Source organism: Sporosarcina beigongshangi (genome assembly GCF_033485195.1).
Taxonomy (GTDB): Bacteria; Bacillota; Bacilli; order Bacillales_A; family Planococcaceae; genus Sporosarcina; species Sporosarcina beigongshangi.
Genome location: NZ_JAWLIR010000006.1, coordinates 1 through 22,578, shown reverse-complemented (window position 1 = coordinate 22,578; position 22,578 = coordinate 1). Strand labels below are relative to the sequence as shown.

22 protein-coding genes, 5 pseudogenes and 1 riboswitch are annotated in these 22,578 nt (G+C 37.2%); of the genes and pseudogenes, 7 read left to right on the top strand and 20 right to left on the bottom strand.

The window, feature by feature from the left end; genetic code table 11:
- Positions 1 to 447 precede the first annotated feature (447 nt).
- Together R2B77_RS04485 and R2B77_RS04480 are read right to left on the bottom strand one after the other, a co-directional pair.
- A complete protein-coding gene (locus tag R2B77_RS04485) occupies positions 448 to 2,541 on the bottom strand; it encodes an MMPL family transporter (RefSeq protein ID WP_203247321.1) in 2,094 nt (697 codons plus the stop codon).
- Between the two features lie 82 nt (positions 2,542 to 2,623).
- Positions 2,624 to 3,199 (bottom strand): TetR/AcrR family transcriptional regulator, encoded by a 576-nt coding sequence (locus tag R2B77_RS04480; RefSeq protein ID WP_203247320.1) that lies wholly within the window; start codon positions 3,197 to 3,199, stop codon positions 2,624 to 2,626.
- Between the two features lie 317 nt (positions 3,200 to 3,516).
- Here R2B77_RS04480 and R2B77_RS04475 point away from each other — a divergent pair, with 317 nt between their 5' ends.
- Positions 3,517 to 4,398: a cation diffusion facilitator family transporter gene (locus R2B77_RS04475; protein WP_203247319.1), complete on the top strand. Its 882-nt coding sequence runs from the start codon at positions 3,517 to 3,519 to the stop codon at positions 4,396 to 4,398.
- A gap of 253 nt (positions 4,399 to 4,651) precedes the next feature.
- Here the strand turns inward: R2B77_RS04475 and R2B77_RS04470 are convergent, their stop codons facing one another.
- From R2B77_RS04470 to R2B77_RS04440, 7 genes and pseudogenes are all read right to left on the bottom strand, one after another.
- A complete protein-coding gene (locus tag R2B77_RS04470) occupies positions 4,652 to 4,909 on the bottom strand; it encodes a hypothetical protein (RefSeq protein ID WP_203247318.1) in 258 nt (85 codons plus the stop codon).
- Between the two features lie 310 nt (positions 4,910 to 5,219).
- Entirely contained in the window at positions 5,220 to 6,299 is a 1,080-nt protein-coding gene (locus R2B77_RS04465; protein WP_203247317.1) for a PQQ-dependent sugar dehydrogenase, read from the bottom strand.
- A 179-nt stretch (positions 6,300 to 6,478) separates the two neighbouring features.
- Complete coding sequence (locus tag R2B77_RS04460; protein WP_203247316.1) at positions 6,479 to 6,763, bottom strand: HesB/YadR/YfhF family protein; 285 nt, start codon at positions 6,761 to 6,763, stop codon at positions 6,479 to 6,481.
- Between the two features lie 85 nt (positions 6,764 to 6,848).
- Positions 6,849 to 7,858 (bottom strand): annotated as a pseudogene (locus R2B77_RS04455) (C45 family autoproteolytic acyltransferase/hydolase).
- 287 nt (positions 7,859 to 8,145) lie between these two features.
- Positions 8,146 to 8,235 (bottom strand): annotated as a pseudogene (locus R2B77_RS04450) (NADPH-dependent oxidoreductase); the annotation flags it as partial.
- Positions 8,236 to 8,251: 16 nt separating this feature from the next.
- Positions 8,252 to 9,115, bottom strand: coding sequence for a VOC family protein (locus tag R2B77_RS04445; RefSeq protein WP_203247314.1), 864 nt, complete (start codon positions 9,113 to 9,115; stop codon positions 8,252 to 8,254).
- Between the two features lie 2 nt (positions 9,116 to 9,117).
- Entirely contained in the window at positions 9,118 to 9,525 is a 408-nt protein-coding gene (locus R2B77_RS04440) for a DoxX family protein (RefSeq protein ID WP_203247313.1), read from the bottom strand.
- Between the two features lie 342 nt (positions 9,526 to 9,867).
- On the opposite strand from R2B77_RS04440, the gene R2B77_RS04435 reads away from it, so the two are divergent.
- Positions 9,868 to 10,608 carry a GTP pyrophosphokinase gene (locus R2B77_RS04435; RefSeq protein ID WP_232843458.1) on the top strand — a complete coding sequence of 247 codons (741 nt, stop codon included), beginning with the start codon at positions 9,868 to 9,870 and terminating at the stop codon, positions 10,606 to 10,608.
- A gap of 451 nt (positions 10,609 to 11,059) precedes the next feature.
- Here R2B77_RS04435 and R2B77_RS04430 read toward each other — a convergent pair whose 3' ends face one another.
- The gene (locus tag R2B77_RS04430; RefSeq protein WP_203247311.1) at positions 11,060 to 12,388 is read right to left on the bottom strand and encodes a 6-phospho-beta-glucosidase; all 1,329 of its coding nucleotides are present in this window, start codon (positions 12,386 to 12,388) and stop codon (positions 11,060 to 11,062) included.
- Positions 12,389 to 12,581: 193 nt separating this feature from the next.
- On the opposite strand from R2B77_RS04430, the gene R2B77_RS04425 reads away from it, so the two are divergent.
- Positions 12,582 to 13,310, top strand: coding sequence for a MurR/RpiR family transcriptional regulator (locus tag R2B77_RS04425; RefSeq protein WP_203247310.1), 729 nt, complete (start codon positions 12,582 to 12,584; stop codon positions 13,308 to 13,310).
- A 313-nt stretch (positions 13,311 to 13,623) separates the two neighbouring features.
- Here the strand turns inward: R2B77_RS04425 and R2B77_RS04420 are convergent, their stop codons facing one another.
- The 6 genes and pseudogenes from R2B77_RS04420 to R2B77_RS04395 all read right to left on the bottom strand — a co-directional run bounded on the left by R2B77_RS04420 (position 13,624) and on the right by R2B77_RS04395 (position 17,278).
- Positions 13,624 to 15,321 (bottom strand): FAD-dependent oxidoreductase, encoded by a 1,698-nt coding sequence (locus R2B77_RS04420; RefSeq protein ID WP_203247309.1) that lies wholly within the window; start codon positions 15,319 to 15,321, stop codon positions 13,624 to 13,626.
- Positions 15,322 to 15,440: 119 nt separating this feature from the next.
- Positions 15,441 to 15,737, bottom strand: coding sequence for a rhodanese-like domain-containing protein (locus R2B77_RS04415; protein WP_212391429.1), 297 nt, complete (start codon positions 15,735 to 15,737; stop codon positions 15,441 to 15,443).
- A gap of 42 nt (positions 15,738 to 15,779) precedes the next feature.
- Entirely contained in the window at positions 15,780 to 16,142 is a 363-nt protein-coding gene (locus tag R2B77_RS04410; protein WP_203247308.1) for a rhodanese-like domain-containing protein, read from the bottom strand.
- Positions 16,143 to 16,210: 68 nt separating this feature from the next.
- Positions 16,211 to 16,375, bottom strand: a pseudogene (locus R2B77_RS04405) (sulfurtransferase TusA family protein); the annotation flags it as partial.
- Positions 16,376 to 16,451: 76 nt separating this feature from the next.
- Positions 16,452 to 16,712 carry a metal-sensitive transcriptional regulator gene (locus tag R2B77_RS04400; protein WP_203247306.1) on the bottom strand — a complete coding sequence of 87 codons (261 nt, stop codon included), beginning with the start codon at positions 16,710 to 16,712 and terminating at the stop codon, positions 16,452 to 16,454.
- 222 nt (positions 16,713 to 16,934) lie between these two features.
- Positions 16,935 to 17,278, bottom strand: a pseudogene (locus tag R2B77_RS04395) (Lrp/AsnC family transcriptional regulator).
- A gap of 121 nt (positions 17,279 to 17,399) precedes the next feature.
- Between R2B77_RS04395 and R2B77_RS04390 the strand changes: the two are divergent.
- Positions 17,400 to 17,945: a cysteine hydrolase family protein gene (locus tag R2B77_RS04390; RefSeq protein ID WP_203247305.1), complete on the top strand. Its 546-nt coding sequence runs from the start codon at positions 17,400 to 17,402 to the stop codon at positions 17,943 to 17,945.
- 123 nt (positions 17,946 to 18,068) lie between these two features.
- Here the strand turns inward: R2B77_RS04390 and R2B77_RS04385 are convergent, their stop codons facing one another.
- The gene (locus R2B77_RS04385) at positions 18,069 to 18,632 is read right to left on the bottom strand and encodes a beta-class carbonic anhydrase (protein ID WP_212391427.1); all 564 of its coding nucleotides are present in this window, start codon (positions 18,630 to 18,632) and stop codon (positions 18,069 to 18,071) included.
- A 304-nt stretch (positions 18,633 to 18,936) separates the two neighbouring features.
- Positions 18,937 to 19,034, top strand: a riboswitch (guanidine-I (ykkC/yxkD leader).
- 70 nt (positions 19,035 to 19,104) lie between these two features.
- Here R2B77_RS04385 and R2B77_RS04380 point away from each other — a divergent pair.
- Together R2B77_RS04380 and R2B77_RS04375 are read left to right on the top strand one after the other, a co-directional pair.
- Positions 19,105 to 19,446: a DMT family transporter gene (locus R2B77_RS04380; RefSeq protein WP_203247304.1), complete on the top strand. Its 342-nt coding sequence runs from the start codon at positions 19,105 to 19,107 to the stop codon at positions 19,444 to 19,446.
- Positions 19,446 to 19,760 carry a DMT family transporter gene (locus R2B77_RS04375; RefSeq protein WP_203247303.1) on the top strand — a complete coding sequence of 105 codons (315 nt, stop codon included), beginning with the start codon at positions 19,446 to 19,448 and terminating at the stop codon, positions 19,758 to 19,760. The genes R2B77_RS04380 and R2B77_RS04375 overlap by 1 nt, the downstream gene beginning before the upstream one ends.
- Before the next feature lie 60 nt (positions 19,761 to 19,820).
- Here R2B77_RS04375 and R2B77_RS04370 read toward each other — a convergent pair whose 3' ends face one another.
- From R2B77_RS04370 to R2B77_RS04360, 3 genes are all read right to left on the bottom strand, one after another.
- Entirely contained in the window at positions 19,821 to 20,126 is a 306-nt protein-coding gene (locus tag R2B77_RS04370; protein WP_203247302.1) for a monooxygenase, read from the bottom strand.
- Between the two features lie 20 nt (positions 20,127 to 20,146).
- A complete protein-coding gene (locus R2B77_RS04365; RefSeq protein ID WP_232843457.1) occupies positions 20,147 to 21,094 on the bottom strand; it encodes a DsbA family protein in 948 nt (315 codons plus the stop codon).
- 69 nt (positions 21,095 to 21,163) lie between these two features.
- A complete protein-coding gene (locus R2B77_RS04360; RefSeq protein ID WP_203247300.1) occupies positions 21,164 to 21,721 on the bottom strand; it encodes an NADPH-dependent FMN reductase in 558 nt (185 codons plus the stop codon).
- 181 nt (positions 21,722 to 21,902) lie between these two features.
- On the opposite strand from R2B77_RS04360, the pseudogene R2B77_RS04355 reads away from it, so the two are divergent.
- Positions 21,903 to 22,475, top strand: a pseudogene (locus R2B77_RS04355) (TetR/AcrR family transcriptional regulator).
- The last annotated feature ends 103 nt before the right edge of the window (positions 22,476 to 22,578 follow it).

Here is a 22,578-nt window from a genome sequence, read left to right as displayed (position 1 = left end):
AGGGCTTCTTAACTGGAGGGAGCCGCCAAAGATACAATTTTGGCGGCAAAAACTTTCACAATAGTCTTTTCCATTATTATTTTAGAAAGTGTTACTTTTAACTAGAGACACCCCGTACAACGTGCAATAGTTCCCGTAATGATATCTTCGGGAACTTATACTCTTTGTAAAAAGTTATCTATTCTTTTCTTTCCAAGCAACAGCATTTTTCACTTAAAAATTGTGGGTTCACGACAGGCGATTATTCATAACAAGATAACCGAAAAAGCATGGCTAGAAATGACGAAGTCGTTTCTAGCCATGCTTGCTTATCGGTAATGATGTCTTGAATAGTTGGCCGAAAGCCAACCGGAACTAGTCCTGTGAAAAAGTGGTTTTCAAGCCTTTGTTTAATTACAATTTATGCAAGTAAATGATTAATCAACAGAAGTGTTCATAAACTCCACTTTATTTTTTATCTTTTTCAAATAACACGATTAATGCAGGAAGTAGAATTCCACGGATTACAAATGTATCTAAAAGAATTCCTACTGCTACGATAAATCCAAATGTAAACAACAATTGAATCGGTTGCGTCATAAGTACAGCGAAGGTAGCTGCAAGTAAGATACCCGCGGAAGAAATAACTCCACCTGTATTTGCAACCGCAATTTGAACGGCTTCTTTTACCGAGTGTTTTTTACGCTCTTCTATAAATCTTGAGATTAAAATAATATTGTAATCTATCCCGAGTGCCACTAAGAAAACAAACGAGTACAGCGGAACTCGATTACTAATCGTATCCAGATCAAAGAATAAATTAGCCAAGAACATTCCTAACCCTAATGCCGCCAAAAATGACAGTAAAATGGTTCCCATCATATAAATAGGCATCTTAAATGATTTTGTTAAGAAAATGAGCATGATAAATATGAGGATTGTTTCAAATAACACAATGACTAATAAATCACGATCGTTTACTGATCGATCATCTACTTTAGTTGCCGTCTCCCCAGCAAAATGTAATTCCCCATCTAGTTGACTATCCTGCACAAGGGTTGCAGCATTATCACGCATGCTTTCTAATGCATCCATTGATTCAACCGAGTAAGGATTTTCTTTAAACGTTAATTGGTACTGAACGGCTAACCCATCTCCTGATAACCCAGTAGAACGCACATTGTTTACCAATTCTTGTTTAGCTAGCATCTCCAGTAAACTTGCTTGCGCTTCAGGTGTAATTGCATTTTTTGATTCAAATAAAACAGTCGTTGGAGCAAGATCCCCTTTTTCAAATTCCTTTTCAATGACCTCATATCCTTCGCGAGAAGGCATATCACTTGGAAAGGATTTGATCGTATCAAATTCATATTCCAAATTGAACATATTTAAAGCGGATACCAATAAAAAGGCGAATACCGCCAAAGCAGAAAAAATGGGCTTCTTCACAGTAAATGCGCCAATTCTGTTCCACAAAGCATTCGTTTTTACTTCTGTCTCTCCAAATTTCGGAACTTTAGGCCAAAATGATTTCCTTCCGAAAAGTGTAAATAATGCAGGGATTAACGTTACCGTTGCTAACATAATAACGAACATTGTCGTTCCAAAGATTGGGGCAAAGTTACGATAGTCACCAAACTCCGCAAAAAATAGAACAAGCATGGCAGCAAGTACAGTTCCACCGGCGAAAAATACCGGGATTCCCGTTTCACGCATCGCCCACTTCATCGCGTCATATTTGTTTTCATAGTTTTTCAGCTCTTCTCGATAACGAGAGAAAACAAATAATGAATAATCAATTGTGGCGGCAAATAATAAGATGGACATAATAGATGTCGATTGACTTGCTAATTCTAACCCCGCTTTCCCAAACAAACCTAATATTTGGTTCACTACTTCATAGACAAATGCCGTAGCTAATAAAGGAATCAAAGCAAGTAGCGGCGAACGATAAATGACGATCAATAAAATCAAAATAATTCCGACCGTTGATAAAATTAATACGAGATCGGCTCTAGAAAATAAATTTACGGTATCAATAGCAATTCCTGCAGGACCGGTCATGTAAACCGTCATACCCGTTTGGTCTTGTATGATTTCCTTTACCTTCTCTACACTTACCTCTAATTCTTTCGTATCTAACGATGGATCAAAACTTAAAGGGATAACCGCTGTCTCTTTATTTTCCGAGAAAAAACTAGCAAGAGCCTGTGGTGGCAAACTACTGAAAGGCAGCATTTCTTTTAGCCCATTAATTTCAGCGGCACTTACATCATCAAGTACCTTACCAATCACTTCCATCTTGATTTCTCCATTTTCGGATTGCAGAACAAGAATACCTGGAATACTTTCAGCATCCTTAAAATGCTCATCAATATTCTCTTGAGCAATGACAGATTGAGCATCTTCCGGTAGAGATTGAACACTCGACACTTTGTATTCACTTGCACTTGGAGCAAATACAGCCAACAATACGGTTATTGCTAACCAAGTTCCTAAAGTAATCCACATTCCTTTTTTCGTAGTGACAAAATCTGTGATGTGGCGTATTATCATCTTCATGATTTCACTCTCCAATAAAGCAAAGTTGGTGACACTAGTGTCACTTTCATAATCATAACATTAAAGGTGACACCTGTGTCAATTACTCATTTATGAACATACCGTGACATAATATTTCTTTTATTGAGGCAACCCATTCTTCTTCTGGAATACCGAAATGATTTGGTATTGCAATCGTTTGAAAAATCATTCCCAATAAAACCGCTGTCGGTAAATGACTTTTAATCACTTTCTCTTTCCTACCTAAATCGATAAATCCTCGGAATTGCTTATACATCCGGACATAATACTCACTTAGTCTAGACTTATTATCTTCCATTGCTCTTGCTGGATTACCCTGGATCTGTCTAATGATTTCTAAGATATGGTTACTATTATTATACTGAAAAATAAAATCAATTAGCATATGAAATTGAGTTTGAAAATCTCCCTCTTTATCAAGTGTATTAAACTCCTTTAGAAAATAGTTCATCTCAAACGTAAGAAATTCTGCTATGAGCTCATCTTTATTTTCATAATACTTATATATACTTCCTCTAGATACACGTAAACTGCCTGCCAATTTACTAATCGTAAACGAGTCATAGCCATCTCTGATGAATATCACTTTAGCAGCATTAAACAACTCTGTATCAGTAAACTTCCGTTCCCTTGCCATATACTACTCACCTCACGCCTTACTTTCCTATCTAGTATTGTACATAATATCTTCATGCTAAACTATCCTTAAACAAGCACTTCCGAGGATATTACTTCAAAAATTTGTTCATTTATGATAAAGTCAATGAAGACTCAAATTGAAGCGAGAAGATAAAAATGACACAACCTTCATTTAAAACTATATTTTTTTATAAAATACAAAACCTCGACTGGAAACAGTCGAGGTTTTTTGTTGCTTAAGGGAAAGTATTTTTCTCATAGGTTATCTGTACAACACCAGTTTCAAAATAAAGAAACCAGAACGGAGCGAACTAAGTGGATAACCAAAAGTATAATGATCTTAAATTAGGTGAACGCGGAGCAATTATTAGCATTGTCGCCTATATATGTCTTTCCATTATAAAATTAATCTTCGGTTATTTAAGTGACTCTGAAGCTTTGAAGGCAGATGGTTTAAACAATGCGACTGATATCATTGCTTCGATTGCTGTTCTCATAGGATTACGCTTTTCACAAAAGCCCCCTGACAAAGACCATGGTTATGGCCATTGGAAGAGTGAAACAATCGCCTCCATGGTTGCGTCATTTATTATGCTCGCAGTCGGTATTCAAGTATTGAATGGAGCGATTACTTCCATATTTGAGACAGGTAAAGAATCTCCCCATATCGGTGCTGCCTTTGTAGGTATTTTCTCTTCACTTGTCATGTATTTTGTTTATCGTTATAACAAAAAATTAGCGGAAAAAATTAATAGCAAGGCAGTCATGGCTGCTGCAAAAGATAACATTTCAGATGCTTGGGTAAGTATAGGTACAGCTATAGGTATATTTGGTTCACAATTAAATATGCCATGGCTAGATACGTTAACCGCCATTATTGTTGGGCTTTTAATATGCAAAACAGCTTGGGATATCTTTAAACAGGCCTCCCATGAACTTTCAGATGGGTTTGATGTGAAAAAAATTAAACTTTATCGTGATGTAATCAAAAATGTCGAAGGGGTTAAAGGATTAAAAGATATTAAAGGCAGGAACTATGGCAATAACGAAGTAATCGATGCGATAATTATTGTCGATGCCTCATTGAACATTCAAGAAGCCCACGATATTGCGAGCCGTGTTGAGAAAGTGATGATGGATGATTACGGAGTATACGATGTTCATGTCCATGTAGAACCTGAGTTAATTATCAAATAAATGGTATCAGGTACCAGCGTTCAATTTAACGAGAACGCTGGTATTTCTTTTTATAAGGTGCCAATACGATTGAGTGACTGTGTACTACGCATCAATTGATTAGGAAATACCTCTTCAAAAAATAGAAAATGCAGCATCGAGCACTTCTTCGAATGATTGACTGGGTTCATAAACTAATTTCGTTAACAGTCCATCAAAAATTGCCAAAAACGCAATTGTGCACTCTTCCTTCGAACAATTTGTCTCCAGTTGACTAAAAAACCAATAAAATCTCTTGTTTCACTACATGTAAATACGTATGGTATTTGGATACAATAAAATTTTGTAATGCGAACGGCACCATGAAAGCAGTAATTTGCAAAAATGTTACATTAGGCTGTTGTTGAACATGTACCTTCAATTCTTGTAAGAATGTGTATAAATGATCTTTAGCAGAGAGCTCTTTATCTTGCTGGAAAAAATGTTCTACATACTCGATTTCTTGTGCGATCACTTCTGTATAAAGTTCCATGACTAACTCCTTCTTAGAAGGATAGTGATAGGAAAGTGACTGTTTTTTATACCGAGCTCTGTTGCAATATGTGCCATTTTAACGCCTTCATAGCCCAATTTATTAAAGTGCAGAATCGCCACTTGCTTGATATGAATAATTCGCTGCTACAAAATCCTGCACCATGTACTAAACGTATCGCCATTAATACCTCTATATTAGGTGCTAAATAATAAGCGCCTGTTGTTAATGTAGAAATTACTCTGCTTGTTTTAAAATACTTCTAAGAATGGATCGTATAATTTTGCTGGGTTTACTTATAAGTTGCATGCTAATTTGATTCTGAAAGTGAGATTCTATATAACTTATCGTCATTCTCCTGGGGATCGCCACGCCCATCTGTATTATTGGTGATGAAATAAAGGTAGTTATCTTCAATTAGCACATCCCGAATTCTGCCGAGTTCAGTGATGACTTCCCATTGTTCACCTGTTTCAGGATTGAATCCTAGTATTGCCGTTCCTCTTAATGCCGCCACATACAACTTGCCATTATAATAGCCCATTCCAGATGGGGCCCAGGTTGTTTCATCTCCGGAAGTGAATAGCGGTGAAACCATACCTTCTTGTTCCTCACGGCCTTCAATAGTCGGCCAGCCGTAATTTTGACCGCCTTCTATTTGATTGATTTCATCATTTGCAGAGTTACCGTGCTCGCTTGCATATAGCGTACCGTCAGGCGACCAAGCAAGCCCTTGAGAATTTCGGTGCCCATAACTATAGATGTAAGAATTTTGAAATGGGTTATCACTTGGAATAGACCTATCAAGATTCATTCTTAAAATTTTCCCACCTAATGAATCGGTGTCTTGTGCTAGTCCAGGCTCAGATGCATCACCCGCCGTTGCGTACAGTTTTCCGTCAGGTCCAATTTTAAGTCTGCCCCCATGATGATAGGAACCACTTGGGATTTTATCAAGAAGCAAATTCTCTTCCCGCCAACTATTATCTTCTAAGCGGAGTGTAATCATACGGTTAAATTGTCCGGTAGTGTCTCGATACGTATAATACGCATAAGCTAGATTCGATTCCTGAAAGTCCGGGGCTAACACAAATCCTAATAACCCTGCCTCTGAAGCTGTCGCTAGTTCTTTCTCTAGTTCTACGCTTTGCCGTTCCATCTCTCCATTTTCTATTTTCACGATACTTCCTGTTCTTTCAGTCAAATAGAAGATACTGCCAACTTCGGCAATAGACCAAGGAGCCTCGAGATTTTCTGCTACTACTTGTTGCTGATTTTCTTGCTGAGCTATAGTCATTTTCTGCTCATCCTTAAGATCTTGTTGTCCTTTTTTAGAACAGCTGGCAAGTAGCAGTATTGCAAAGAAAGATATCGCTAAAAATTTTTTCAACCTCAATCACCTCTACCTTTCATGCTGTATTTTCCCTATGTCTTGGCTAAACACTTTGAAGTTTGTTTAAGGTACTTAGTGAATAATGGCCAATCAACAGATTTGTTATTTTAAAACACAAAGCATTTCCAGCTGTTTCTTAAACAGTAGGAAATGCTTGGTGTTTTGTAAGTAATTATTTATTCGGATGTGAATTCTGGCTCATCCTTGCCCATTTCCACCTTTAAAGGATAATCCTTTAAAAACCACTCATCATGGCTGTTAAAATAAAAAGTAACTCCTTCTACTACATCCTTAATGCCTACATCTCCATCTTCTCCAATGGATAATCCTAAAAAATAATTAGGATGTGTAGTTGGTATTCCGCCATATATTTTGATGAAAAATTTAACAAAATCGCCTTGTGCTAAATCCAGTTCTTCTATATACCATTTGGCGGCTTCCTTACTTACGGAAAAATTCATATTGTCATCCCACTTTCTTTAGTATTTTCATTTGTAAACCTACTTCTGAAGACTGAATACCACTCTAATACATAATACGCATAGCTTATTCGTCGTAAATCGGATCCATATTGACAAATGATCTATGATAATTAAGCATGCCTTTGATTTGCTTAATATTTATTCTTTCACCCGCTAAATAGCGATTAAAATCAAAGATAACCGGCATTCGATTGCCACCAATGGCAAACAAGGCCTTCCTGTCTCTTGGAATATACGCAGCTGTGTGTATTGTTCCGGCAGAGGCATCATATTTACTAGAAAATATCTCTTTTTCTTGATCGTTCAATAGCTGATATGCCCTATAGACATCTAGATCAACATTACTTTGACTTTCTAATTCTTTCTGTCTTCTTATTGAGTCGTCTGTACGATAACGATTTTCTTCCGTTAATACTTCAAAATGATTCGTACTTATATTGGACTTCCTCACTTCCACCTTTCTTGGTGAAGCTTCTACAACAAATGTTTCGCCACTCGGATCTATTAGGACATAACTAAATGATGTTCGATGGGGAATTTCCTTTAACAAAGTGATGGCTTCCTCTACATTCGCACACGTCTCTAAAATAATTCGGCCAATCATATTACAAACAAAGCCATCATCTGAGCCGATCCGATTAATAAAATTATAGCCCATTGCCAGCCCTTTTTCATTCATTCCATCCGTGCGTCCTGTTATTTGCATGGAAGGACCTATCGTCGCATATCCCGTATCTGTTGGCTGATAAATGATATACCGTCCTTCGTAGTAACCGGGATGGCTATCATAATTTCGAATAATAAATTCGGATCCCGTTAAAATAGAGCATCCTCCATCGTCCAGTTCAGCGCATCTGCTAACCCCTGTAGCTCATCCAGCATACTCGGGAGAAACTTGGTGAATAGTTGAATCGCTTCTTGTTCATTTATCGTAAAATGACGTCTTCTCTTTGCGGCCCATTGTTTTTCACGGTTATACAAGATAGGAGACTCCTTTAACAGCTCGCCTTGCATATAACCAAAATCATAATGATTTCCTTTAAATTGAATAACGTCGCTGTAAAAATGCTTCATCTGTACAACCTCCCTGCTATATTGTAGAAAGCCTACAATCCCGATGATTTAGCCTCTTTTTCCAAAAGGGGATCCCATGATAATAAAGTCTTCTTACTCGAATTATCCTTTACCCTTTAACATCATTTTACCATGAACAGAGAGCTCCACCGAGGAATCTGCACCCAAAGCTACCACTGTAACTCCTATGCCTGTAGCTTGCCGGTTTATTAGTTGTTTTAAATAAAAAAACGTGCAAGTACCTTCGCAATTCTAGTTGCGTTTGTACTTGCACAAAAATAGTTAGTTTATCGTACAGTTTTTAATGCACCGCTCCAAGCAAGAACTTGGTCAAGCATGGCGTTTGCGTTGTCTGCATGATAATCAGCAGGTTTGAACTTCTGCTGAATTAAGTTAAATCCCTAAATAAATACGATTCCCAGAAGGATCACTGGTGACAAAAGAACCGTTTTCTTCTGTCACAGATGCACCAATACTCTTCAACTGATCGATAACATTATCCCTTGCTACCTCATCTGCTAAAACGACTGTAAACGATTCCAGGCCAACACTATTTACAGGTGGTGTAGGAGCCCCAACCCCAGCCCAAGTGTTTAGAGCAATTTGATGATGATATTTACCAGTAGCGATGAAAAGTGCTTGATCGCCGTAGCGATTTACCACCTCGAAGCCAAGCCCCTTACAATAAAACTCTTCAGTCTTTCTTAATTCAGATACATGTAAGTGAATATGTCCCATGACGGTGCCGGCTGGTAGACCTTTCCACGACCGCTGTTTACCATCAGATAGCAGGGCTTCAAAATTCAATGGGTCCACCGCCATTGCCACTTCACCGTTACTCCAAATCCACTCAGAAGGATCGCGATCTATATAGATTTCAATGCCATTTCCATCTGGATCTTTGACATATAATGCTTCACTTACAAGATGGTCTGACGAGCCATATCGCAAACCTATCTCCTGAAAATGATGCACGATTTCCGCTAAATCAGAGCGTTCAGGTAGAAGAAGGGCAAAATGATATAAGCCCGTAGTGTTTCCTTGCCTCGGAACAACATTTTCTGGTTGCTCAATTGATAACACACTCGTTTTGCCATCTGTTGTCAGTTTAACCGTCTGATCAGTTTGCTCTAAAATTTGAAAGTCGAGAACTTCCTGATAAAACGTAAGTGAACGATCTAAATCTTGTACCTTAATGTTTACGTGGCCTACAAAAGTATTTGGCTTACTATGAAATTTCGTATTTGTTGTCCCCATTTTCATTTCTCTCCCTCTTCACCAAAAAATTTATTATCTAATGAGAAAGAAGTGCTGTTTGCAATTGCAAGAAAAATGGCTATAGCAAGTAGTGCTACTTCCAATTCATACCCTGCCAGTTGACCATCACCAAGAAATCCCGCTGGGAGTTTCACTGTGAAAATTGCCACCAGCATAATAACCGCAAACAATACAGAAATAATTCGTGTTCCCATCCCAAGTATTAACATAATACCGCCAATTAACTCTATAATTGCGACAGCGTAAGCTAAAAACCCTAAAATACCCAGGCTTTCGAAATAACCAACCGTATTCCCTATGCCCCCTTGAAATTTGGATAATCCGTGAATGAAAAAGGTAATACCTAAAATCACTCGTAAAACAACTACACCTGCATCATTTCTTTTCATATTCTTTTCTCTCCTTCATTTTTAGTTACTTTATGTAACTAACTTCATATTATAAATTAACTATCGTCAAGTAATAAAATTGCATATTTTTCAACTCGGCATGTTATCTTCTTCTTTTAAAGCAGTAAACCCAGAGGAATGTGGCTTCATTGGCAATGCTGCGAGATGAATTTCAATATAAGGCTGTAAGGGGAAAGCGGAATCCTCTTCTCATTTTTTTGAACAAAGGGTGAACGAAACAGCAAATATCCCATAAAAACGCTAAAATCAATAAGGCTTAAGTTCAGCTGATTTTCACATTCGTGCTATTATTGAGTAAGGTAAAGAAAAGAGGAATTTATGTTGAAACTAACAAATGAACTAGACTATAGCCGATTGAATCTTCTAAAAAAAGAAGTGACGAGATTCATGCTAGCTTATAAATTTGCATTAGACGAAGTAAGCACCAAAATCAATATCTTAGAAGAAGAATTTCAATTGATACACGAATACAACCCTATTGAACATATTAATACTCGTTTGAAAACACCAGAAAGCATTATACAAAAGGCGCTTCGTAAAAATATCGGACTTTCCATGTCTTCCATAAAGGAAAACATTCGAGATATCGCAGGGATTCGTATTAACTGTTCCTTTAACTCTGACATTTATAAACTAAGTGAAATGATTCAAAAGCAACAGGATATTGAAGTGATTGAGTATAAAGATTACATACAAAATCCGAAGCCTAATGGTTATCGGAGTCTCCATTTGATATTAAAAATTCCTGTGTTTATGTCTGATCGGGTGGAGCACGTCTTCGTTGAAATGCAAATTAGGACAATTGCTATGGATTTTTGGGCAAGCCTGGAGCATAAGATTTTTTATAAATTCGACAAATCTGTCCCTGAAAAAATGATAACAGAATTGAAAGATGCAGCAGAATCTGCCAATGAATTGGATCAAAAAATGGAGAAACTCCATAAAGAAATCAATGAAATTAAACGAATGGACGAAGAGTTTACTCCAAATCTTTTTAATGAAAAGAAAGAATTCAATATCCCGCTAAAATTCCTGGAAATGATGAATGAAAATAGTAACTAGAAGACGATACGTATGAAAATGGTAGGCTCGACTGGGCCAAAAAATAGATGTACACAATACGCACCGTGAAAAAGCCCCTAAAAATCTAAAGGCAACATTCACTCAAATTGGATTGAGTGAATGTTGCCTTTTCCATCATAATGTATAGGAGTTGCCGTCATCGGGTGCTAATAACTCCCACCTATTCATAGTTGAACAATTTGTTACTAGAATCAGTTCTAAATCCCGCTAGCAGACCTTGCATAAGCACTAAATCAACTTCATCATTTAACTAAACTTGCTCCATTCATTTTAACTTAACTCAGCAAATGTGTTTGTACTAAAAGCGAAGTGTCAGCTACAGAAGTTTCCTACTACTATAAGTGGTAGTTTGAATGCTAGATATGCCTTCAAATTCAGTGGGATCCAAACCCTGGCTGAATGAGGTTAACATGCGTTGTTAGCCCAAGAATTACACTTCTACACGTTGAAAAAATTGTGGTAAGTGCTCTTTATGTGCTTCTAGCATTTCATCTAAAATGGCTTTGCCTACTGTATCTGATGGAACAAGAGGATTGATAGTCATGGCAAGCAGTGCTGTATCATAGTTTCCTGTCACTGCCGCCTCAGCTGCTACCCGTTCAAAAGATTTTATTTGCTGTACCAAACCTTGAACTGCAACTGGTAAATCTCCACTAATGATTGGCTTTGGTCCTTCTTTTGTAATTATACAGCTGACCTCAACAGCGGAGTCAAACGGTATACTAGCAATGGCCCCATTATTAATGGTATTAACGGGCTGAATGTCTCGCTTATCGTTATAGATTGATGAAATTAAACGTACAGCCGCGTCACTATAATAGGCTCCACCTCTTTCCTCTAGCTGAGGTGGTTTAACCGCCAAGTCCTGATCCTTGTACAGCTCGAACAATTCTTCTTCCAGTTTCTTCACAACTTCTGCTCTCGTTGTTCCATTTTTAAAGTTTTCTAGCTCTTTTTGCAGCATTTCATCTTTTTTATAGTAGTACAGGTGATAGGGGCAAGTGAGGGCATTTAGTGCACGTATAAATTCTGGCTCCCAGCCTTGTCCTTCGACGTTTTTAACAAAGCTACTATTTTCCGGATTCGCTAACAGCTCAATGACTTTTTCCTTTACACTCACTCCATCTAGATAGACATCTAATCCGTATACCATATGATTTAAACCAGCGAAATCGATACGTATACGTGAATGATCCACGTCTAAAAGCTTTGCAACCCCCATCTCGATGCCGATTGGAACGTTACATAACCCAACGATTTTCTTATGATCTGTATACCTAAGAACAGCCTCTGTTACCATGCCGGCAGGATTCGTAAAGTTGATTAACCATGCGTCCGGACAGAGAACTTTAATATCTTCAATGATATCTAAAATGACCGGAATCGTACGCAATCCCTTCAATAGTCCACCTGGTCCATTTGTTTCTTGTCCAAGTACACCATGGCTTAAAGGAATTCTTTCATCCTTTGCACGAGCATCCAGCAAGCCTACACGAAATTGCGTCGTAACAAAATCGGCATCCTGTAAAGCAGCTTTTCGATCGAGTGTTAAATGGACTTGAATGGGCAGACCTGCTTTTTCTATCATTCTTTTTGCGAGGTTTCCCACGATTTCTAATTTTTCCTTACCCGCTTCTATATCCACCAACCACAATTCCCTTACAGGCAGTTCATCGTATCTGTTAATAAACCCTTCAACTAATTCCGGAGTATAACTTGAACCTCCACCAATCGTGACAATCTTAATCCCTTTACTCATTGGTCATCCTCCTAGAAAACTTATTTATAATGCTTATACTAGGGCAGAAAGAGCCAATAAGATATAGTGTAGGAGGCGTTAGATTTGTTTTTTAATGAAAGGTATTTGTTTCGTTAAAGTAACACTGTGTTTCTCATTTGATATATAATAGAAGTTGGAAGAAAGCGAACAACTGACGAGGGGTGAATAGCTTTTGTTTACAAACGAAGTAATCACAACGTTCAATGATCTTGAAATGCTACTTTATAAATACATCATGGAGAATAGAGAAAAGGTTGTTTATATGCGGATACGGGACCTTGCAGACGAAGCGCATGTTTCCACTTCAACGATTATGCGGTTTTGTAGAAAATTAAATTGCGAAGGTTTCTCAGAATTCAAAGTAAAACTTAAGCTTTTAATTGATGAAAAAAAGCCTAACCCAGCTATAAAAAGCAACGAGTATATCGTCGCAGAATTTTTAGAGCGGACTCAAAATAAGAAATTCATGTCGAAGTTAGAGGATGCAGCGGATGTTATTTCTAAAACAGAGACAATCATTTTTATCGGATTTGGTAGTTCAGGAACGTTCGCTGAATATGGTTCTAGGTATTTTTCAAGTGTAGGTAAGTTCTCTATGTATATAAAAGATTGGTTTGTGCCCATTCATACCGACTTGAATAGCAGTATCACAATTGCTCTTTCTGTTTCAGGAGAAAGTTCTTTTACGCTGTCACATGTTCAAAAGTTAAAGGAGCAAGGTAGCAAGATTTTAAGCATTACTAACAATGAACAATCTGCTATTGCTAAACTATCTGATATCAATATTTCCTATTATGTGACGGAGGAGTGGATTGGGAGTATGAATGTCACCACACAAATTCCTGTTGTATTTATTTTGGAGGAAATGGCACGGAAGGTGTATGGAATAAATAGGAAGTAAAAATAACTTAAAGGCGACCACAGTCACTCAAACAAAAATCCTTCACCTGGGGCAATAAAACGTGACATAGGCTACAATTAGTTCTTGATACATACAAAAAACTAAATGGATGCTCGTCGATAAACTTTTCTACTGAGACAAGTGATATTAGTGTAATCATAGCTTTTCCTTTTACTTTTTTCTTCACTTCTATTTTCCATCTTTTATAAGGTAGGAAGGAGACTTACTCCATTTCTCCCTCCCCATCAAGCATGCTCTACCATATTTATTGCACTATAACCATTTTGAATTAGGAATTGACAGTCAGGAAGCATTATTTGAAATTATATTCAGTAACAATTTTTTCTCTTCCTGTTACTAAATCATTAAAGTATTCATAAAGATTAATGCCTAGGTAAGATCCAGAGATATTAAATACAGTCGTATATCCTAAGTTTCTCAGCGCAATAACCATGTTATAGCTTCGCTGCCCAGAGCGGCAATGGATATAAACTGGCTTATCTTTCGGTATTTCATCCAAACGATTTCTAAATTCACTTAGTGGAATATTAATAGCTGTTTTTAAATGTCCCGCCTGATATTCATTTTGCTCACGAGCATCAATAATAAAAGCATTATTCTCGACTAGTTCGCGAACTTGTGAAACTTTCACTTCGCTATATCTTCCGTATAGTTGGTTCAAAGCAACTAATGCCGCATGATTGACAACGTCCTTCGCCGTACCTAGCATTGGGGAGTAAGTTAATTCTAGATCTTTTAGATCTTCCAATGTTCCATTCATCGTAATCATTGTTGCGATCACATCGATACGTTTATCGACATTGCCTTTCCCAATCGCTTGCGCACCCAAGATTCTACCTGTAGGTATTTCATACACTAACTTAAAATGCATGACATTACTATTTGGCATTAACCCTACTTTGTCACCAGGTATGACATAAACAGAATCATAACTAAAACCCGCAGCTTCAGCTGTTCTTATGTTTAAACCCGTTGATGCCGCATTTAAGTCAAACAGATGAATAGAAGATGATCCGATCACACCTAGGTTACGGCTTGGCGTACCATAAATATGGTCGGCTACCGCTCTTGCTTGTTTTTGAGCTGGTCCGGCTAAAGTTAGGCGTGTTGGCTTAGAAATGAGGCGATGAAATACTTCAATGGCATCTCCAACTGCATAAATATCGGAATCACTTGTTACATAATTGGCATTTACTTTTATTGCACCCGTTTCACCAATTTCTAAACCAGCCTTTTCTGCTAGTTGCGTTTCAGGTTTTACACCTATCGCTAAAATAACTGCCTGAGCTGCGATTTTTTTACCAGATTGTGTTTCAATAAAACCTTCACCAATTTTGGCTAAACCATCATTCACGATGAGGTTTACACGATGGTCAATCATTTCCTTATGAAGGATTTGAGCCATATCATAATCAAATGGTGTCATGATTTGATCGGCAAATTCTACTAAGGATACGTTATAATTAGCTAAGCGAAGGTTTTCTGCCACTTCAACGCCGATAAACCCTCCACCAATTACTGCAACATCTTTGATAGACTTTTCTTTTATATAACCATTTAACTGTTGAATATCTACCACATTTCGCACTGTAAATACATTCGGATTATTTATGCCCTCAATCTTATTAGGACGTATTGGTGCTGCACCTGGAGATAAGATTAATTTATCATAAGCCTCTTCGTAAAACTTCTCAGTTGCCAAATCCTGAATCGTAATTGTTTTTTCCTCACGATTAATCTTTATCACTTCGCTATTCACTCTAGCTTCAATATTGTAACGTTTCTTAAAAGTTTCCGGATTCATCAATACCAAAGATTCACTATTTTCAACGACTCCACTTAAATAATACGGTAATGAACAGTTGGAAAAAGATACATGCGGTCCTTTATCAAACATGATGATTTCTGCATGTTCATCTATTCTACGTACTCTTGCAGCAGCAGATGCTCCACCGGCCACTCCACCAACTACTAAAATTCGTTTTTTCATGCGATTCCACACCTTTCAACTTTAGATTTATTCTGTCATGCGCTTGATATGACTTTGTTTCGACCATCGTTACCATTCCACCATATATTTATGTGGGTCTTAAAAGTTCCGAAAAAAATTCACCTAACTTCTCCTTCCCAAGCAAGCATTCCACCCTGCATGTTAACTACGTTATATCCGTGGCTTTCAAGGAATTGTGTTGCACGGCCACTTCTTCCTCCCGATTGACAAACCATGATATATTCCTTTGACTTATCCAATTCATGCATACGAAACTCCACTAATCCTAATGGAATATTCACAGCTCCCGGAATTTTCCCCGCTGTTACTTCATATACTTCACGCACATCGATAATAGTTAATGCCTTTCCTTCACTTATGAAAGACACTACTTCTTTTGCAGTCATTTCTTTCATTATAAAATCCTCCTTTTGTAAAAAAGCATTTGCTGATTCAAGTTATCTCCAGGCACTCATGCCACCTTTGACATTTGCTACTTTTGTAAATCCGATTTTCCTTAACACCTTACTAGCTTTTTGGCTTCTCATTCCACTTTGACAAATGACAATCACTTCTTTTTCCTTTGAAAGCTCCTGCTCCGCTTTTTGAGAAAGTTGATGAAGAGGAATATTTTTAAAACCTTTTATATGGTTTCCTTTAAATTCGCCAGGTGTTCGGACATCAATAAATTGCTTATTCTTGTGAATGAGTTCCTCTTTTAAATCAGTTGTTGATAGCTGTCTCACACCTTTTGTTGGTAGAGCACGCTGTATGGTGGAAAATAAGAAAATAGCAATAATGATGTAAATGACATAATCCAAATCTTTCATCTCCTTTACGGGTCTCGCTTTTCCCCCCCGCGGGTATTTACCTATTTTAAAAAATAAGATTAACCTTTTTTAAACCAAAACTTTAATACAACATTTTCTTCTTCATGTTTCAAAAGCTCATGTCCACCTGAGTTAGCCCATGCTGGAAAATCGCTTTTAGCCCTCTTATCCGTTGTATGAATCTCTAATATTTGACCAGCTTCAAGTTCATTTATAGCCATTTTGATTCCTCTACTTCATTTTACCCTTACCCCTATAGGTATACTACTAAATAAAAAAATGCTGTCAACCAAAAAATTCTTATCTGCTTTTTACAAGCAAGTTGACAGCCTCTTGAATGAGTTCATCCGTTTTTTCTCCACTTTTTTCGGCTTCTTGAACACATTCAACTAAATTTGAACTGACAATCACACCGATTGTTCGATCTACTGCTGAGCGAACAGCCGACAACTGCGTAATGACCTCTTTGCAATCTTTGTCTTCTTCCATCATTTTTAAAATCCCACGAAGTTGGCCTTCCATACGCTTGACTCTATTCTTCGTTTGATCATTGTATTCCATAGGTATTCGCCTCCACAACGCTGTTTTTTCTCGATGAGATTTACAACCAGTTAATATAAACTATCATTTTATACCTTGTTCATCAAAGAAGCACTAACAAATATTATTTTATACCCCTACAGGTATATTGTCAACACTGACAACTTTGCCTTTCCCTATAATTTAACTGTACTTAGTTGCCCACTATTTTTATTGATCTTCTGAATAAGACAACACCTATTGTCATGTGGCAATCAACGGATGTTGTTGTTTAATCTCTTTTATCGATAAATGTACAGCATAATTTCCATACTCAAGTATTTTATCCAGAAAAAGATTTAATTGCTCCTGAGAACTAACTTTTATTTTTATATGGTAACAGCCTTCTCCGTATACGTAAGCCCTACTTTCATTTCATCAACTAGTAGAGAGTAAGCTTTAATGACACCACTATCCTCAAGTTTTTTTATACGATTCCCTACCGCTTGTCCCGTCATATGAATTTGTTCCCCTAAGTCTTTCCATTGAATACGTGAATTTTGGGATAATAACCGAAGGATCTGAAAATCAATGTTATCAAGTTCCATAATAAACTCCTTTCACCATGAAATTTTTAAAGATCAAAGTGTTTCATCAACTTATCGATAAAAATCAATGTACGACTTATGATTATAGTGTAACAAAATACTATAAATGAGGTGGAGAATAATGAGCACAGCGCTAATTATTGTAGATATTCAAAACGACTATTTCTCGAATGGAAGAATGGAATTAGTTAATCCAGATCAAGCGGCTGCGAACGCTGCTAAAGTGCTTGAACATTTTAGAAAGAACAACAATGATAATATTTTTCATGTGCAGCATATCGCAGCTGATCCAGCACTAGGATTCTTCCTTCCGGATACGGAGGGTGCTGAAATACATGAAACTGTTCAACCTTTGGAAAACGAAAGCATTATCGTCAAACATTTCCCTAATAGCTTTTTACAGACTGAATTAGAAAGCAAATTAAAAGAAAAAGGAATAACTAAGGTAGTAGTTGTCGGTATGATGACGCATATGTGTATCGATGCAACAGTCAGAGCGTCTGTAGATCTTGGCTTTGAGACGACACTTATTGAAGATGCATGTGCGACAAGGGACTTATCTTATGGGGGTAAGGTCGTTCCAGCTGAACAGGTTCATTATGCGTTTGTTGGTGCACTTAACGGTATGTATTGTGCTGTAACTTCGACAGAGGACTTCTTGCAATAAGAAACGCAATTTGTAAAAGGCATTTGGGAATGATCTAATTCTCAAATGCCTTTTACTTATTTCGTTATCCGAATACAATCATCGGAAAGTAGCTGGATAACGCTAATTCTTTTTTAGTGTGATTTATATAGTTTCAGCGTCCTTTACCACCACATCTAATTTACCTGTTTCCGGGTCAATTACTAGGCCGTGGACAGGCGTTCCAATTGGGAGAAGGGGATGTTTCTTAATCATATTCACGCTATTACGAACGCTATCTTCTACATTTTCAAAACCTTTTAGCCATTCCTCAATATTAATGCCAGCAAACTCCAATGTGTCAAATGTTTGTTGAGAAATTCCACCTTCTTGCATTTTCTTAATCGTCTCAAGTGAATTTATATTGTTCATGCCACACCCATGATGCCCGATTACACAAACCTCACTTGCTTTTAGTTCATACAATGCCACGAGAATACTTCTCATAGCACTGCCAAATGGGTGGGAAATAACGCCACCCGCATTTTTGATAAGTTTAGCATCCCCATTACGCAAATTCATCGACTGGGGCAAAAGTTCAATTAATCTTGTATCCATACAGGTGACAATCACCATTTTCTTGTTTGGAAACTTTGTTGTATGGAACTCCTCATACTTTTTGTCTTTCACAAATTGTTCATTGTATTCTAAAATACTATTAATCATCATAAAAATCTCTCCTCACTTCATATTTTTGCGGTATTAGCAAATCCGTTTTATCAAATTCCTTTACGACAACTTCCAAGTAAGAATAACTAAAAAATAAATGAATTGTCAAATAGTTATTACATTTCACTTTCAATACTTATTGCATTTAGCATACGGACTACTGGGTCAAATGCCAAAAATCTAACTTCATTTTAATGGTTTGCCTATCATTCGCTAGTTACCTACAAGTTAATTGATTGATTCACTAAAACCTTAACCTTGAACTAAGTCGAAATTTGTGTATAATCGATGGTAATTGCATAAGCAAAATGTTTTCTAGGGTTCCGTAACGAATCTGTTAGTCTGGTCCGAGAGAAAACTCATAGCTCTGCTATGCCACGGAAGGATAAAAGCCTGGGAGAAACTGTTTAACAGTTGTCTCTTGGGCTTTTTTTGTTGTTTGGGTAAGAATAAAATTGGAGGTGTTGTTTGCATGAATGCAAACTGGGTGAAAGTGATTATCGCTGCTTTTTTTGAAGTTTTTTGGGTCATTGGGTTAAAACATGCGGATGACTTTTGGACTTGGACTGGAACAGTTATTGCAATTATCGTTAGTTTCTACTTAATGATTATGGCTGGCAAAGAACTACCTGTTGGTACTGTCTATGCAGTATTTGTAGGTCTAGGCACTGCCGGAACCGTATTTTCGGATATCTTATTTTTTGGCGAACCGTTTCAACTCGCAAAAGTGCTGTTAATTTTGGTTTTATTGGCAGGGGTAATTGGTTTGAAATTAGTGACAAAAGATACCGTTGAAGAAGGAGTTGAATCTTAATGGCTTGGGTTTTTTTAGTTGTAGCAGGGTTATTTGAAATGTTTGGTGTATTGATGATCAATAAATTGCACAAAGATCGAGATTGGCAATCAGTGCTATTACTCATTCTCGGCTTTGGCGCAAGTTTTATTTTTCTTGCATATGCCATGAAAACACTACCGATGGGGACTGCATATGCCATTTGGACAGGAATTGGTGCATCTGGTGGAGCAATATTAGGCATGATTTTTTATGGTGAATCAAAAGACTGGAAAAGACTCATTTTTATAGCCATGGTATTGGGCGCAGCAGTTGGTTTAAAGCTTGTCTCGTAGATAAAGGTGACTGTGCACTACGAAATTTATAATAGAAAGATTGTTTAGGTGCCTTAATTATTATTTTATCGGTCCTTTAGTAATCTCAGTATGCTTAGGATTAATAGCAAAGATTTTTGCGTTGACGTCTGCAACTCCAAAGCCAGCTAGTCTTTTCGTGTGCATATCTAGGTATTTTTCAGCTGTTTCTTTTGTTTCGAAAATATAAATTCCGCCAGCTTCACTTGTTTCGGGGCTTTCTGTCCAAATCTTCCACATAAATCCGTCTTCTTCGTTGATGCTTTTTGCTAAATCAGTAAATGCCTCAGCCATTTCGTCTCCGAATGGTCCATTCATTTTAAAATCCACCTGTAATACGTGTGCCATAGTCATTCTCCTTTATTTGCTTATTTTGTAGTTGCGAAATAGAATTCCCCTAAAATTTCCTTCGCCTCATAGCTATTTGGTGCAAGCTCGTTTTCAATAAAAGAGTGAACCTCTGATTGTTCAACATCGTACATGACTTCAATTTCTTTAGAAAATAGCATTTTTTCTTTTTCAAGCAAGCTAGAAACAGATGGCTGCTGTTTTGGGTGTAGTGCTTCCACATTTAGAACTTGTTTTAATCCATCAACATAGTATTCAAACGGGCGTCCACCAACAATTTTCACACCTTTATTTTCTTCATTCACCATGATAATTGTAGGAAAACCTCTGGCACCTAGGTTTCTAACTAACGCAAAGTCCTCATTCAATAATTGTTGTCCGATTGGTTGTTGTTCAGCTTCATTTACAATCTCTTCCCCATCAAGACCCATTTTATCGACGATTTCAATCAGTACGGATTGATCTGAAATGTTTTGATTAAATACGAAAAGTGCTTCTCTGGCACGACGCAAGTATTCAAATGCTGTCGCATCGCTATGATTTTTTTGGATTACTTTAAATACACGAGAGGCTGGATAAGAGGATTGAACTGGATTATCAATCATTAAACTACCATCAATTGGCATTCTCGAGTGTTCTCCAACTTCTCTCCAGTGACCCGCAACGTCGGCTGGTTTATGAATTCCGTTCGCAGGATCGATAGGTCCATCATGCCATTTCTCCAGCAAACCACCCATAACCGTGTGAAGGTTAAAATAATGACCATATTGCTCTGTAAAGCGACGGAATGTCGGTTCAATTGCCCAACAATGAGAACAGATAGGGTCCGTCACATAGTAAAGTTTAATATTTTTTTCTGGTTGATTGAAATCAATGATTTCCATTTCCTCTTCCCCTGCTACTCCACATACACCTGTTTCTAAATCACACATCATATTATTATTGTTCTTCAATTTATTTTCCCTCATTTCTCTAGAATAAACGAGAGAAATGAAGTAAAGTTCTTATCCCTCGCTTTTGATTATTGATTGGAATTATTATCTAATCGTTTTCAATGCAGTAGACCAAGCTACGACCTCATTCAACATTGTTTGAACGGTTTCTTCATGAAACGGTGCTGGTTTAAAGGTGCTCATTTCTTCAAAATCAGTAAAAAGACTGAGTGCCGGCTGAGTGCCTACCGTCGCCACTTTTGGTACAGTTAGAATTAACCGCAAATTGTTAGCTGCTGTAACGCCAAGAGTAGAACCATAACTTACAATTCCGGCTGCTTTATTATTCCACTCGACATATAAATAATCGATGGCATCTTTCAATCCTGAAGTAACAGCTTTGTTATATTCCGGTGTGACAAAAACAAACCCGTCAAGCTCACTAATTTTTTCAGACCAAACTTTCGCTTCTGGTGCTTGATAATCCTGTGACATAATTGCAGGGATAGGTTCATTAAATTTTGGTAGGTTATAATCTTTAATATCTACCAATTCAAATTCAGCATCTGTTCTTTGATCAGCAATGGATTTCACCCATTCTGCGACTTGTATGTTTACTCGAGAATCTCGAGTACTCCCAGTGATAACACCAATTTTAACCATTACAATTCCTCCTAATGTGTATTGCAAAGCATGCTTATTAAACATTGCTTTGAAAGTTAATTATTTGCTTTACAATTGAATTGTAGACCATAATTAAAAGTATCAACACCAATAATCTATTGGAAATGTCGTTTATACAACACATTGAAGAATTTGTTTGAAAAGTAGGAGGGAGATTAACATGTCACAATTAAAGACTGATCCTCGAGTTCAACGTACCCGCAAATTAATCATGGATTCTTTTATGGAACTTTCAGGCGAAAAAGAATTTAAGGATATTACCGTTAAGGATATTACAACTGAGGCTATGATTAATCGTGCCACATTCTATTATCATTTTGAAGATATCTATGACTTATTAGAAAAGGTACTATCAGAAGTATTGTTAGTTAATTTGGATTGTGCTGACTACCAAAACGACAAACTAAATGAAGAAGCATTAGTAAGCATCTTCCTAGCCATCACAAATTTTCAAAAGTCATTATCCAATCGTTGCCATAGAGGATACGAAGATACCATTGCTCGTATCGTTCGAGAACAGCTCGAAGTCATTTTTTATAAAATGGTGTTAATTCAACTTTAAATCGAAGAGGTTGGAGCTTTTAAAGTTACCTCTGTTATACTATGCTGGGGAATTTACGGTGCTTCTGTAGAATGGATTAGTTTTAGTAAGCAGATACTGCCAGAGGAATTTATCAAGTCAGCCATTCCTTATATAATTTCTGGGATAGATTTTGGGTCTACTAACGGTTAAATTCTAGCTAAGGTGTACAGTTACCCGATCACTATATCTGTTTAACTTAATTAAGTTAAGCCTCCAGCCGATATAAGGCGTGGAGCTAGTATAGATGTATGGA